Source organism: Polaribacter sp. Q13 (genome assembly GCF_016858305.2).
Classification (GTDB): Bacteria; Bacteroidota; Bacteroidia; order Flavobacteriales; family Flavobacteriaceae; genus Polaribacter.
On record NZ_CP074436.1, the window covers coordinates 2,085,737 to 2,100,439 of the forward strand.

Here is a 14,703-nt window from a genome sequence, read left to right on the forward strand (position 1 = left end):
AAAAATGAATTAATCTTAAATTAAACCCTATTTTTTTGAGGGTTTACCTTTTAAAAAGGCTGTTTTTAAAAATACACCCCTTGCCAGTTTCAATTTAATATTTACTTTTGACCCAGTTCAATTAATATAAAATCATTAAACACTAAAAGAACAAACATTATGAAAAAAGTAATTTTTACATTATTATTAGCAACTAGCTTAATAGCTACAGCTCAAGAAAAAGACGAAAAAGGAACTTTTACATTAAGCGGAACAGTAGATGTATATGGTACTGCTAATTTTGCAGACGGATCAGGAACTCCTGGAATATTAATTGCAGCTCCAGAAAACGCAAACGGATTTGGATTAGGTTCTGCTAATACAGTTTTTGCTTACGAAAAAGGAAAAGCGGGTGTTGTAGCAGATATTGCTTTTGGACCAAGAGCAGACGATGCTAACATGGCAGGTGCAATCAATCAATTATATGCTTACTATAATTTAAATGATAAAGTAACTTTTACAGCAGGACAGTTTAATACTTTTTTAGGATATGAAGTTATCAATCCTTCAGTAAACTTCAACTACACAGTTTCTTATTTATTTAACGCAGGTCCTTTCTCTCATACAGGTATAAAAATGGATTATGCTGCTTCAGAAGATTTATCTTTTATGTTAGCACTTACAAATTCACACGGTATATCTAGTTCAGACGGTAATACAAGTGGTGAAATGCAAATTGGTGGTCAAGTAGGTTACAAAGGTCAATATTTAAATTTAATCTACGGAGGAGTTGATGGAAGTGGTATTACTGACAACATTTTTATTGATTACACAGGAGGCTTTGATTTATCTGACACTTTTTTCTTAGGTATAAATGCTGCTTACGCAAACTCATCGGATGCTGATGCTGGTTACCAAGGTGTTGCATTATACTTACAAAATTCTTTTTCAGATACTTTTGCTTTAGGTTTAAGACCTGAATTTTTTCAAGCAAACGGATCTTCTGATGCTTCTGTAACTGCATTTACATTAACAGCTAACACATCTTTAACTGACAACTTAAAATTAATCACAGATTTAAGATTTGACAATTCTGATGATTATATTATCGAAGCTTTTCCAACTGAAAAAAGTGTATCTACATTAACAATAGCTGCAGTATACTCTTTCTAAGAAAAAGAAAGAAACAAGAAAAGAGAAACAAAACATTAGTACTAACTAAAACTTTATATACATGAGTTTATTTTTAACATTATTTCAAGATACTCCAGCAACAGAAGTTACAGCAGCTGTTGAACAAATAAATGGAGATATGGGAATGCTATGGATGCTGATTGCAGGTATCTTAGTATTCTTAATGCAAGCAGGATTCACCTTAGTAGAATCTGGTATGACAAGATCTAAAAATGCAGTTAACATTGCAATGAAAAACTTACTAGATATTTGTGTAGGGTCTTTAATTTTTTGGTTAGTAGGTTATTCGTTAATGTACGGAGACACTTCTAATGGATGGTTTTTCTGGGGCGGCTTATTTAAAGGTGATGGAGCAGATTTATTTTTCCAAACCATGTTTGCTGCAACCGCTGCAACAATTGTATCTGGAGCAATAGCAGGAAGAACAAAATATACAACATATATTATTTTCTCTATTGTAATGACAGCAATTATTTACCCAATTGCAGGTGGATGGCAATGGCAAGGTGAAGGATGGTTAACCAAATTAGGTTTCATCGACTTTGCTGGATCTTCTATTGTACACTCTGTTGGTGGATGGGCTGCTTTAGTTGGTGCATTTATGGTAGGACCTAGAATTGGAAAATATGTTGACGGTAAAGTTTTACCGATCGCTGGTCATAACCAAGTATTAGCAACTTTAGGGGTTTTTATCCTTTGGTTTGGATGGTTTGGTTTTAACGGTGGATCTCAACTAGCTTGGGGTGGAGCCGATTCTATCGCAGCTTCAAGTGCTGTTTTAGTTACAAATTTAGCAGCTGCTGCTGGTGGACTTGGAGCTTTAATTACAACTTGGATCTGGTATGGTAAACCAAACTTAGGACAAACATTAAACGGAACATTAGCTGGTTTAGTAAGTATTACTGCAGGTTGTGGAAACATGACTACTGAAGGAGCTGTTTTAACCGGATTAATAGGAGGTATTTTAGTAGTATTCTCTATTGAATTTATTGAAAAGAAATTAAAAATTGATGATGCCGTTGGTGCAGCGTCTGTACACGGAGTAGCAGGTGCTTTTGGTACTTTAGCTATTGGTTTATGGGGTGTAGATGGAGATACTGCTATTGGATTATTTAATGGTGGAGGAGCATCTCAACTAGGTGTGCAAGCAACTGGAGTTTTAGCATACGCAGTATGGTCTATCAGTTTATCATTTATTGTCTTTACAATCTTAAAAAAGACTATGGGATTACGTGTTTCTAAAGAAATAGAAATCGAAGGATTAGACGTACACGAACATGGTTCTATTGCTTACCCTGGTGTAAGACAAAGAGAATTTGACGATAAATAAAATATCAAAAAAGTTTAGTTATTATTCTTTTTAAAAAAAAATCACATAACTTACTAACCTAAGTTGTGTGATTTTCACATGAAATAAATAAAAACAAACAATTAACAATTAACAATTCATTTTATCATGAAAAAAATAGAAGCAATTATCAGAAAATCTAAATTCAGTGCCGTAAAAGAAGCATTACAGGCAGTTGACGTAAATTTTTTCTCTTATTGGGATGTTACCGGTATAGGTAACGAAAAAGAAGGACACGTGTACAGAGGCATAAGCTACAGTACAAGTGATATACAACGTAGACATTTATCAATATTAGTAAATGATGATTTTGAAAAAATCACCATAGATGCATTACTTAAATCGGCTGTTACAGGAGATGTTGGTGATGGTAAAATTTTCGTATCAGACATAACCGAAGTATACAGAATACGAACAGGAGAAAAAGGCGGTGAAACTTTAAAGAAAAAATCTAAATAAAAAAACATGGAATTATTAACAATTAACAATGTATGGATGATGATCTGTACAGCACTAGTTTTCTTTATGCATACAGGTTTTGCATTTTTAGAAATTGGTTTAACAAGACAAAAAAATACACTTAACATATTATTTAAAAATATATTTATCGTTACTATCGGACTATTGTTATATGCTTTAGTTGGTTTTAACTTAATGTACCCTGGTTTTGCAGATGGATCATCTGGAATTTTTGGTTTTGCTGGGTTTGGATTATCATCTCCATTAACTGCTGAAGGTACTTTAGATTTAGCCTACAACCAAGGCTACACCTATTGGACAGATTTCTTATTTCAAGGAATGTTTGCTGCAACTGCTGCAACCATTGTATCTGGTGCTGTTGCCGAAAGAATGAAAATTCTTCCGTTTATGATATTTGCAGTGATCTACGTTGGGTTTGTATACCCAATTGCTGGTTCTTGGAAATGGGGTGGTGGATTTTTACAAACCCTAGAAACTCCTTTCTATGATTTTGCAGGTTCTACTTTAGTACACTCTGTTGGTGGATGGGCAGCTCTTGTTGCTGTTTGCCTTTTAGGAGCCAGAATAGGAAAATTCAAAAATGGAAAAATACAAGCAATACCTGGTCACAACATACCATTTGCAACTGCTGGTGTTTTAATTTTATGGTTAGGATGGTTTGGTTTTAACGGAGGTTCTGTTTTATCTGCAGACCCAGAATTAACCTCACTTACATTAGTAACCACTTGTTTATCTGCTGCTGCAGGTGGAGTTGTTGCTGCAATTGTTTCTACAATAATGTATAAAAACTTAGATTTAACAATGTTCTTAAATGGAATTTTAGGAGGATTAGTTGGTATTACTGCAGGAGCAGATCAAATGTCTCCTACAGACGCTATTATAATTGGTGCAATTGCAGGTGCAGTTATTGTATTTGCAGTTAGCCTAATTGATAAATTAAAATTAGACGACCCTGTTGGTGCTATTGCAGTACACCTTGTGTGCGGTATCTGGGGAACTTTAGCTGTTGGTTTATTTGGTAACCTTGCAGGTGTAGATCAATTTATTAGCCAATTAATAGGTGTTGCCGCTTATGCAGTTTTTTGTATAGTAACTTCATTTATTATCATATACACACTAAAGAAAACAATGGGTATAAGAGTTAGTGAAAAAGAAGAAATAGAAGGCCTAGACGTACATGAACACGGTATGGATGCTTATCCAGACTTTCGTTTAAACGAGCACTAAAAATTTTAATTCAGTGATTTTAAAGTCTGTAAATTTAAATATTTACAGACTTTTTTTGTTTTTATGAATATGGCAATAAAAATCCATTAGATTGCCATAAGCATCATTTTTACACCTTTTTATTGGTTTCATCATAAAAATCACATTAAAAGAGTAAGAATACTGAGTCCTTTTCAATAAAATACATAGATTTGTATATATAATTGAATACAATATGGAGAAACAAGGATTATACTTACCAGAGTTTGAACACGAAAATTGCGGTGCCGGTTTTATCTGTAATTTGAATGGAGAAAAAACGAATCAAATTATACATGATGCCCTAGAAATTCTAGAAAAACTAGAACATAGAGGGGGTGTTAGTGCAGATGGAAAAACAGGAGATGGCGCCGGAATATTGATAGACATCCCTCATGATTACTTTAAAAGAGTGTGTGATTTTCCTATTCCAGAACAGAGAGAATATGCTGTTGGAATGGTGTTTCTTCCAAAAGTTACCAATCAATATGACTTTTGTAAAACTACATTTGAAAACGAAATAAAAGAACAAGGCCTTGAAATCTTAGGATGGAGAGAAGTACCTGTAGATTCTTTTCAATTAGGAGAAATTGCGTTAGCATCTGAACCAAATATAGAACAACTCTTTATTGGTAAAACAGAAGAAATTAACGAAGCTACCTTCAAAGCAAAACTATATGCTGCAAGAAAAATAGCAGAACATGCTATCAGAAAATCTAAAATTTCTGAAAGCAAATATTTTTACATTCCTAGTTTATCTTTAACTACTATTATCTATAAAGGTATTATTATGCCAGAAGATATTGGACCTTATTATAAAGATTTACAAGAAATAGACTTAGTTACACGTTTGGCTTTAGTACACCAACGTTTTTCTACCAACACGATGCCAACTTGGGAGTTAGCACAACCTTTTAGACACATGTGTCAGAATGGTGAAATTAACACGTTACGTGGTAATGTTAGTAGAATGCGTGTACGAGAAGAAATCATGAAAAGTGATGTATTCGGTCCACAAATAGACAAATTATTCCCAATTATATTACCAGGAAAATCAGATTCTGCTTCTATGGATATGGTGGTTGAGCTATTAACTCACACCGGTCGTTCATTACCAGAAATTATGATGATGATGATACCAGAAGCCTGGGAAAAACATGCAACAATGTCTAAAGAGCGCAAAGCTTTTTATGAATACAATGGTTGTATCATGGAACCTTGGGATGGACCTGCATCTGTACCTTTTACAGACGGAGATTATATCGGTGCCTTATTAGATAGAAACGGATTAAGACCTTCTAGATATACTATTACCAAAAGTGGTAGTTTAATTATGTCATCTGAAATTGGTGTGGTAGATGTTGCGCCAGAAGACGTAAAAGAACATGGTAGATTAGAACCAGGAAAAATGTTCTTGGTAGACATGAATGAAGGTAGAATTATTGAGGATGAAGAAATAAAAAGTAAAATTGTTTCTGAAAGACCTTACCAAGAATGGTTAGATAACTCTCGTTTACACTTAAAAGATGTTCCTTACAATGGCGAAACTTGCCCTATAGAATCTATTGATATAAAAACGCGCTTAAGTTTATTTAATTACACTTTTGAAGATATTCAAGAAGTAATTACTCCAATGGCAATTGTTGGTAAAGAAGCGCTAGGATCGATGGGAATTGACACACCTCTAGCTGTTTTATCAGACAGACCTCAATTAATTTCTAATTACTTTAAACAATTATTTGCCCAGGTTACAAACCCTCCTTTAGATGGAATTCGTGAAGAAATTGTAACAGATATCAGTTTAAATTTAGGAAAAGATAGAAATATTTTTAGCATTACAGACAGACAGTGTAGAAAACTAAGAATTCAAAACCCTGTTATCTCTAATGCAGATTTAGAAAAAATTAGAAATATAGATATTGAAAGCTTCAAAGCAGAAACTATTCAAATGCTATATCCAAAAGCACAAGGTTTAAACGGTTTAGAAGACGCTTTAGATGCTATTGTTGTTAAAATTGAAAAAGCATTAGACAAAAAGAATAACATTATTATTCTTTCCGATAGAGGTGTAAACAAAGAGCTTGCTCCTATACCTGCTTTATTAGCTTGTTCTTTTGTAAATCATCAATTAAATCGTTTACGTAAGCGTTCTCATTTCGATATTATTATTGAATCTGCAGAACCTCGTGAACCACATCATTTTGCAACTTTATTTGGTTATGGCGCAAGTGCCGTAAACCCATATATGGTTAACGAAATTATTAGAATGCAAGTTAAAGAAGGTTTCATTACTGGTATGGATGAACAAGGAGCGGTTGATAACTTCAACAAAGCTATTGGAAAAGGTATCTTAAAAGTAATGAACAAAATTGGTATCTCTACATTACATTCTTATAGAGGTTCTCAAATTTTCGAAATTGTAGGTTTTAACTCACAATTTGTACAAAAATACTTCCCTTATACTGCGTCAAGAATTGAAGGTATTGGCTTATATGAAGTTGAAAAAGAAATTGATCAACGCTACAAACAAGCATATCCAGAAAAACATATTGATAAAAACTTAGCGTTAAATGTTGGAGGAGATTATAGATGGAGAAGAAACGGAGAACGCCACTTATTTAATCCAACGACAGTTGCAAAATTACAACAAGCAGTAAGATTAAGTGATCAAAAAAGTTACGATGTTTATGCTAAAACTATAAACGAACAATCAGAAAGCTTAATGACCATCCGTGGTTTATTTCAGTTTGATAACCTAGATCCAATTCCATTAGAAGAAGTAGAAGACTGGACAGAAATTGTAAAGCGTTTTAAAACAGGTGCAATGTCTTATGGATCTATCTCTAGAGAAGCACATGAAAATTTAGCGATTGCCATGAATAGAATTGGAGGAAAATCTAATTCTGGTGAAGGTGGTGAAGACAGAAAACGTTTTCAAAAAGATATTAATGGAGACAGTAGAAACTCTGCCATTAAACAAGTAGCATCTGGTAGATTTGGAGTAACTTCTCATTACCTATCAAGCGCAAAAGAAATACAAATTAAAATGGCTCAAGGAGCCAAACCTGGTGAAGGTGGTCAATTACCTGGTGCAAAGGTTTTACCTTGGATAGCAGCAGCAAGAAACTCAACTCCTTTTGTTGGATTGATTTCCCCTCCTCCACATCACGATATTTATTCAATTGAAGATTTAGCACAATTAATCTACGATTTAAAAAACGCAAACAGAGAAGCTAGAATTAATGTAAAATTAGTTTCTGAAGTTGGTGTAGGTACAATTGCTGCTGGTGTTGCTAAAGCAAAAGCAGATGTTGTTTTAATATCTGGTTATGATGGTGGTACAGGAGCCTCTCCTCTTACATCATTAAAGCACGCAGGCTTACCCTGGGAACTTGGCTTAGCCGAAGCTCAGCAAACTTTGGTAATGAATGATTTAAGAAGTAGAATTGTTGTAGAATGTGATGGTCAATTAAAAACTGGTCGTGATGTTGCTATTGCAGCTTTATTGGGTGCAGAAGAATTTGGTTTCGCAACCGCTCCTTTAGTAGCTTCTGGTTGTATTATGATGCGTAAGTGTCACTTAAATACATGTCCGGTTGGTATTGCAACTCAAGATAAAGAGTTGCGTAAAAACTTTAAAGGAACACCAGAACACGTAATTAATTTCTTCTTTTATATTGCTGAAGAATTAAGAGGAATTATGGCACAACTTGGTTTTAGAACCTTAGCAGAAATGGTTGGTCAAACTCATAAAATTAATGCAAATCATGCTATTAAACATTACAAAGCAAAAGGGTTAGATTTATCTAGTATTTTACACAGACCAACTGCCTACAGAAGCATGATTGTTAAAAATACAGAAAAACAAGACCATAATTTAGAAGGAGTTTTAGACTTTACTATATTAAAAGATTCTCACAGAGCTTTATATAGAAAAGAAAAAATGAACTTAGCATATCCAATCAAAAATACAAACCGTACTGTTGGAGCTATTGTGAGTAATGAAATTTCTAAAATTTACGGACACTTAGGTTTACCAGAAGACACGCTAAACATTAACTTTACAGGTTCTGCAGGTCAAAGTTTTGGCGCATTTGCTGCACACGGACTAACATTTATTTTAGATGGTAATACTAATGATTATTTAGGTAAAGGCTTATCTGGCGCAAAATTGATTGTTAAAAAACCAGCGAAAGCAGACTTCTTAGCAGAAAACAACATCATTGTTGGTAACGTTTGTATGTTTGGTGCCGTAGCCGGTGAAGCATATATAAACGGAATTGCTGGTGAGCGTTTTGCAGTTCGTAACTCTGGTGCAACAGCAGTTGTAGAAGGTGTTGGAGATCACTGTTGTGAATACATGACAGGTGGAAAAGTAGTAGTATTAGGTAGAACAGGAAGAAATTTTGCCGCAGGTATGAGTGGTGGTATTGCTTATGTATACGACCCAGAAAACAAATTTATAAACGGACTCTGTAATACTGAAACTATAGAATTCGAAGATATTTCTGAAGAAGTTGCTGCAGAATTAAAAGCATCTATAGAAAAACACGTTTTATACACTAATAGTAGCAGAGGTGCTGCATTGTTAGCAGATTGGGATACAAGTTTAAAAAACTTTGTAAAAGTAATGCCAACTGAATACAAAAAAGCTTTAAAGCGTTTAGAAACAGAAGAACCAATGTTCGAAGAACTAACAATAGCATAATGTCATGGGAAAAATAACAGGATTTAAAGAATTTGAAAGACAAGATGAAACATATACTTCTGTAAAAGATCGTGTAAAAAATTATAAAGAATTTACAGTTCCTCTTTCAGAAGAAGAAAAAACAAAACAGGGTTCACGTTGTATGGATTGTGGTATTCCTTTTTGTCACAGTGGTTGCCCATTAGGAAATCTAATTCCAGATTTCAATCACATGGTACATCAAGGTGAATGGCAAAAAGCATCATGGATACTACATTCTACAAATAATTTTCCAGAATTTACAGGTCGCTTATGCCCTGCTCCATGCGAACAAGCATGTGTATTAGGTATTATAGAAGACCCTATTGCTATTGAAAATATTGAAAAAAACATTGTAGAACGTGCTTTTAAAGAAGGCTGGATAAAACCACAACCTCCAAAAAGTAGAACTGGAAAAACGATTGCCATTGTTGGTTCTGGACCAGCTGGTTTAGCAACAGCTCAACAATTAAACAGAGCCGGTCATACCGTTACTGTATTTGAAAGAGATGATGAAGTTGGTGGTTTATTACGTTACGGAATTCCTAATTTTAAAATGGAAAAAGGAGTTATCGATAGAAGAGTTGCCATCCTAAAAGCTGAAGGAATTATTTTTAAAACAAACGTAAATGTTGGGGTTAATTATGATGTAAAAGACCTTAAAGCTTTTGATAGTATTGTTCTTTGTGGAGGAGCAACAGAAAGACGTAGCTTACCAACACCTGGTATTGATGCCGATGGTGTTGTACAAGCAATGGATTTCTTAACACAACAAACAAAAGTAGTACTTGGTAAAGAAGTAAAAGACCAAATATTAGCTACCGATAAAGATGTTATTGTAATTGGTGGTGGAGATACAGGTTCAGATTGTATTGGTACTTCAAACAGACACGGAGCAAAATCTGTGGTAAACTTTGAAATTATGCCAAAACCTCCAGGACACCGTTCCCCAACAACTCCATGGCCTTTCTGGCCTTTACAATTAAAAACCTCTTCTTCTCATAAAGAAGGTGTAGAACGTAATTGGCTAATTAACACCAAAGAATTTGTTAAAGACGAAAACGGGAAATTAATTGCTTTAAAAACAATTAATGTAGAATGGAAAATGGTACCAGGAGAAAGACCTCAATTAATTGAAATAGCAGGTACAGAAAAAACTTGGCCATGTAATTTAGCTTTATTAGCTTTAGGTTTTACAGGACCAGAAAGCACTTTAGCAGACAAATTAGGTCTAGAGAAAGATGGACGATCTAACTACAAAGCAGCATACGGTAAATATCAAACCAATGTGAAAAACATCTTTACTGCCGGAGATATGCGTCGTGGACAATCTTTAATTGTTTGGGCAATATCAGAAGGTAGAGAAGCTGCAAGACAAGTAGATTTATTTTTAATGGGTAAAACAGAATTACCTACAAAAGATGTTTCTGGCGATTTAGTTGCCATGTAATTTATTCAAACTTTCAGTTCGAGTAATTCCGTTTTTTTTCGGAATTGTATCGAGAACATATAAAAACTCATCAATTTAATTATTGATGAGTTTTTTTTACCCTAAAAATCTTTATCATTTGGGCGTGCCCATTTTTTAAAAACATCATTTAAAACAATAACCATTTAGATTAAAAATGGTCAGGCTATCCATTACAAGTCCTCGTTCGTACCTCACTGTGGGCTTTTCATTACTATCCTTCACGCAAAGATGATACTCTATAAAATAAAGTAAATAAAAGTAATTGAATTAAATACAAACGAACTCTATAGAAAAACGAATAAGACTCCACTACAGAAACTAGCAATTATTAATATAAATCGCCTTCTTTAACAGCACTCCTTTTACGCTTCAGTCCCTTTTTTAAATTTACCAAAACTATCAGTCGGATTCAACCATTTGTTTTTAGTTGGTGTATCTATTTTTACCAAAACATCTTCTACTTCTACCTCAATATCTCTTATATACATATTATCTAACGGTATATTATATTTCTCTTCTAACACTTCACAAGTCCTTATTACAGCATGCTTAGCTTGATCTTCATCAACTTCTAGTTCTTTTGGTTTTACAGAGCACCTTCTTATAACCAACATACATAAAAGAACAAATACTATAAAACAAAAAATAGTTACCATTACAAATTGTATCAGTTTAACACCAACAGGAAGCACAATCATCTAACTCCTAAACAGCCTACAATTTAACAAATAAATCATATCCATAAAAAAAAGCCTTATCAATTAAGATAAGACTTTTTTTGCTCCCTCTCTAGGACTCGAACCTAGGACCCTCTGATTAACAGTCAGATGCTCTAACCAACTGAGCTAAGAAGGAGTTTGCGACACATAAAATGTGTTTTGCGAGTGCAAATATACATTTTTTTATAACCTATGCAACTTTTTTTTACAAGAAAGACGAGCACTATTCTAAAGCACTAATAATCAACAACCAAAAATTTAAAACCTAATTAAAAAAACACATAACTTTTGGACTTGATCCCTTGATCCTTAAAAAAACACATAACTTTTTGTATTAAACTAGAATCAATAATTTATAGAACCAAATAATTTTTAGTCATAAAAAAAAGCCTTATCAATTAAGATAAGACTTTTTTTGCTCCCTCTCTAGGACTCGAACCTAGGACCCTCTGATTAACAGTCAGATGCTCTAACCAACTGAGCTAAGAAGGAGTTTGCGACACATAAATGCGTTTTGCGAGTGCAAATATACACCCTTTTTTAACTTCTCCAAACATTTTTAAAAAAAAGATTAAAAAAAAACAAGAAAAAGTATTTTGTATTATTATTGTTAAATAAATACACGTTTAATACAAAATTTGTATTTTTGATTCTGCATTACATACTTTAAAAAAGTAGAAACTATAATATGGATAAATTTTCGTTTTTAAACGCAGCACACACAGGCTTTATAGCTGATTTATATGATAAGTATTTAATAAACCCAGATGCCGTAGAACCAAGCTGGAGAAGCTTCTTTCAGGGATATGATTTAGCTAATGAGAATTATTCTTTAAAAGAGGAAGAAGAAGAAGTTTCATCAGAAATACCTCAAGAAGTTCGTAAAGAATTCTTTGTTGTAGATTTAATTAATGGCTACAGAACACGTGGTCACTTATTTACAAAAACAAATCCGGTTAGAGACAGAAGACAATATTCACCTACTTTAGATATCGAAAATTTTGGACTTTCCGAAATCGATTTAGAGACAGAGTTCTCTGCTGGTGAAGTTTTAGGCTTGGGTAAAGCAACACTTTCTGAAATTATAAAAAACTTACAACGTATTTATTGTAATTCTATTGGTGTAGAATACATGTATATGCGTAACCCTGAAAAATTAAAATGGTGGCATGAACGTTTTAACAAAAACGACAACCACCCAAGCTATTCTATAGAGGCTAAAAAATATATTTTAGGTAAATTAAACCAAGCAGTAACGTTTGAGAGTTTTTTACAAACTAAATACGTAGGTCAAAAACGCTTTTCTTTAGAAGGAGGAGAAACCTTAATTCCGGGAATGAGCGTTATCTTAAGAGATGCCGCGGAAATATACGGCGTAAAGGAATGTGTGATAGGAATGGCGCATAGAGGTCGTTTAAACACCTTAGTAAATATCTTTAAAAAACCTGTTAGAGATTTATTTAGTGAATTTGAAGGGAAAGATTTCGAAGATGAAGATATCGATGGAGATGTAAAATACCATTTAGGTTTAACTTTAAGTAAAACCTATAGAGATGGTAACGAAATTAAAATGAATCTAGTTCCTAATCCATCTCACTTAGAAACGGTAGCCGCCGTAGCAGAGGGAATTACAAGAGCTAAGATTGATAGAAAGTACGATGGTGATGAAAGTAAAATATTGCCAATTATAATTCACGGTGATGCTGCAATTGCAGGTCAAGGTATTGCGTATGAGGTAACTCAAATGGCAAAATTAAATGGTTATAAAACAGGTGGAACAATCCATATTGTTGTAAATAACCAAATTGGTTTTACAACCAATTATTTAGATGCACGTTCTAGTACATACTGTACAGATGTTGCAAAAGTAACTTTATCACCAGTATTACATGTGAATGCAGATGATACAGAAGCTGTTTGTCATGCAATGGAAATGGCATTAGAGTTTAGAATGAAGTTTAAACAAGATATTTTTATCGACTTATTAGGCTACAGAAAATATGGCCATAATGAAGGTGACGAACCTCGTTTTACACAACCAAAACTATATAAAGCAATCTCTAAACATAAAAATCCAAAAGATATTTATGCAGCACAATTGCTAGCTGAAGGTACAATAGATAATTCTTATTTAAAAGAAATTACTACTGAGTTTAAACAAATGCTTGAAAGAGAATTTGATGAAGCTAAAAAAGTAGAAAAATCTATTGTTAGAGAATTTATGCAATCTACCTGGGAAGGGTTTGAACGCCAAGATTTATCTGCAATGTTACTTACGGATGATACAAAATATGACGAAGTAAAATTAAAAGAAATTGCAAAAGTAGTTTCTACAGTTCCGGAAGGAGCAAACTTTGTTAGAAAAGCTGAACGTATTTTAGCTGGAAGAGCTAAAATGGCTTTTGAAACTAATAAATTAGACTGGGGAATGGCAGAAACGCTTGCCTACGGAACTTTAATGGAAGAAGGATATAACGTAAGAATTTCTGGACAAGATGTAGAAAGAGGTACATTTTCTCACAGACACGCTATCTTACGTGATGAAATTACAGAAGAACGTATCAACTTACTAAATACAAACCCAAATAATAAAGGACAGATGACGATTTACAACTCGTTATTATCTGAATACGGTGTGCTTGGTTTTGATTATGGTTATGCCATGGCTAACCCAAACTGCTTAACTATCTGGGAAGCGCAGTTTGGAGATTTCTCTAATGGAGCACAAATAATGTTTGACCAGTATATTTCTGCTGCCGAAGATAAATGGAAATTACAAAACGGAATTGTTGTTTTATTACCTCATGGTTATGAAGGACAAGGTTCTGAACATTCATCAGCAAGGATAGAACGTTACTTACAATTATGTGCTATAGATAATATGACTGTTGCCAATTGTACAACTCCTGCAAATTTCTACCATTTATTACGTAGACACATGAAACGTACGTATAGAAAACCTTTAGTTGTATTTACACCTAAAAGTTTATTACGTCACCCAAAAGCAGTGAGTACTATTCAAGAATTGGCAACTAATGATTTTCAAGAGGTAATAGATGATACAATAAACCCTAAAAAAGTAAAGAAATTAGTTTTCTGTATGGGTAAATTCTATTATGATTTATTGGAAGAAAGAGAAAATTTAGATAGAGATGATATTGCTTTGGTAAGGATTGAGCAGTTGTTTCCTTTACATTTAGAGAAAATTCAGAAAGTAATTGATAGATACCCTAATATTGAAGAATATATTTGGGCACAAGAAGAACCTAGAAACATGGGAGCATGGAGTTATATGTTAGAACGTTTTGAGTTAGTCAAATTAACAGTTCGTTCTCGTAAATACTATGCAGTGCCTGCTGCTGGTTCTAGTACAAGATTTAAAAAACGTCATAAAGCTGTTATAGACAGTGTTTTTGATACTGAGTAAGTCGCGTTAAGGATTGAAATGACATCCTTTTTATTTTGACTGTAAAGGAAAAATAAAAAGATATAATGGAAAGCCTGTTAAAACGCCAAAATAAATATAAAAAAATAATTAAAT

Annotated in this window: 8 protein-coding genes and 2 tRNA genes; 7 read left to right on the top strand and 3 right to left on the bottom strand. The window is 33.5% G+C overall.

Going from position 1 to position 14,703, the window contains the following annotated elements; all coding sequences use genetic code 11:
* Positions 1-159 precede the first annotated feature (159 nt).
* From JOP69_RS08825 to JOP69_RS08850, 6 genes are all read left to right on the top strand, one after another.
* Positions 160-1,152 (top strand): outer membrane beta-barrel protein, encoded by a 993-nt coding sequence (locus tag JOP69_RS08825; protein ID WP_203394122.1) that lies wholly within the window; start codon positions 160-162, stop codon positions 1,150-1,152.
* Positions 1,153-1,213: 61 nt separating this feature from the next.
* A complete protein-coding gene (locus JOP69_RS08830; protein ID WP_203394123.1) occupies positions 1,214-2,503 on the top strand; it encodes an ammonium transporter in 1,290 nt (429 codons plus the stop codon).
* Between the two features lie 126 nt (positions 2,504-2,629).
* A complete protein-coding gene (locus tag JOP69_RS08835; RefSeq protein WP_203394124.1) occupies positions 2,630-2,980 on the top strand; it encodes a P-II family nitrogen regulator in 351 nt (116 codons plus the stop codon).
* Positions 2,981-2,986: 6 nt separating this feature from the next.
* Positions 2,987-4,228 carry an ammonium transporter gene (locus tag JOP69_RS08840; protein WP_203394125.1) on the top strand — a complete coding sequence of 414 codons (1,242 nt, stop codon included), beginning with the start codon at positions 2,987-2,989 and terminating at the stop codon, positions 4,226-4,228.
* Positions 4,229-4,442: 214 nt separating this feature from the next.
* Complete coding sequence (gene gltB, locus JOP69_RS08845; protein ID WP_203394126.1) at positions 4,443-8,954, top strand: glutamate synthase large subunit; 4,512 nt, start codon at positions 4,443-4,445, stop codon at positions 8,952-8,954.
* Between the two features lie 4 nt (positions 8,955-8,958).
* Complete coding sequence (locus JOP69_RS08850) at positions 8,959-10,422, top strand: glutamate synthase subunit beta (RefSeq protein ID WP_203394127.1); 1,464 nt, start codon at positions 8,959-8,961, stop codon at positions 10,420-10,422.
* A gap of 383 nt (positions 10,423-10,805) precedes the next feature.
* Here JOP69_RS08850 and JOP69_RS08855 read toward each other — a convergent pair whose 3' ends face one another.
* The 3 genes from JOP69_RS08855 to JOP69_RS08865 all read right to left on the bottom strand — a co-directional run bounded on the left by JOP69_RS08855 (position 10,806) and on the right by JOP69_RS08865 (position 11,654).
* The gene (locus tag JOP69_RS08855; RefSeq protein ID WP_203394128.1) at positions 10,806-11,099 is read right to left on the bottom strand and encodes a hypothetical protein; all 294 of its coding nucleotides are present in this window, start codon (positions 11,097-11,099) and stop codon (positions 10,806-10,808) included.
* A gap of 125 nt (positions 11,100-11,224) precedes the next feature.
* A tRNA-Asn gene (locus JOP69_RS08860) sits at positions 11,225-11,298 on the bottom strand.
* Positions 11,299-11,580: 282 nt separating this feature from the next.
* A tRNA-Asn gene (locus JOP69_RS08865) sits at positions 11,581-11,654 on the bottom strand.
* A 196-nt stretch (positions 11,655-11,850) separates the two neighbouring features.
* On the opposite strand from JOP69_RS08865, the gene JOP69_RS08870 reads away from it, so the two are divergent.
* Positions 11,851-14,589, top strand: a complete 2,739-nt coding sequence (locus JOP69_RS08870; protein ID WP_203394129.1) for a 2-oxoglutarate dehydrogenase E1 component — start codon at positions 11,851-11,853, stop codon at positions 14,587-14,589.
* Positions 14,590-14,703 lie beyond the last annotated feature (114 nt).

Excerpts from the sequence above, each read along its gene's own strand:
- JOP69_RS08825 (WP_203394122.1), top strand. The coding sequence starts at position 160 with ATGAAAAAAGTAATTTTTACATTATTATTAGCAACTAGCTTAATAGCT.
- JOP69_RS08830 (WP_203394123.1), top strand. The coding sequence starts at position 1,214 with ATGAGTTTATTTTTAACATTATTTCAAGATACTCCAGCAACAGAAGTT.
- JOP69_RS08835 (WP_203394124.1), top strand. The coding sequence starts at position 2,630 with ATGAAAAAAATAGAAGCAATTATCAGAAAATCTAAATTCAGTGCCGTA.
- JOP69_RS08840 (WP_203394125.1), top strand. The coding sequence starts at position 2,987 with ATGGAATTATTAACAATTAACAATGTATGGATGATGATCTGTACAGCA.
- gltB (WP_203394126.1), top strand. The coding sequence starts at position 4,443 with ATGGAGAAACAAGGATTATACTTACCAGAGTTTGAACACGAAAATTGC.
- JOP69_RS08850 (WP_203394127.1), top strand. The coding sequence starts at position 8,959 with ATGGGAAAAATAACAGGATTTAAAGAATTTGAAAGACAAGATGAAACA.
- JOP69_RS08855 (WP_203394128.1), bottom strand. The coding sequence starts at position 11,099 with ATGGTAACTATTTTTTGTTTTATAGTATTTGTTCTTTTATGTATGTTG.
- JOP69_RS08870 (WP_203394129.1), top strand. The coding sequence starts at position 11,851 with ATGGATAAATTTTCGTTTTTAAACGCAGCACACACAGGCTTTATAGCT.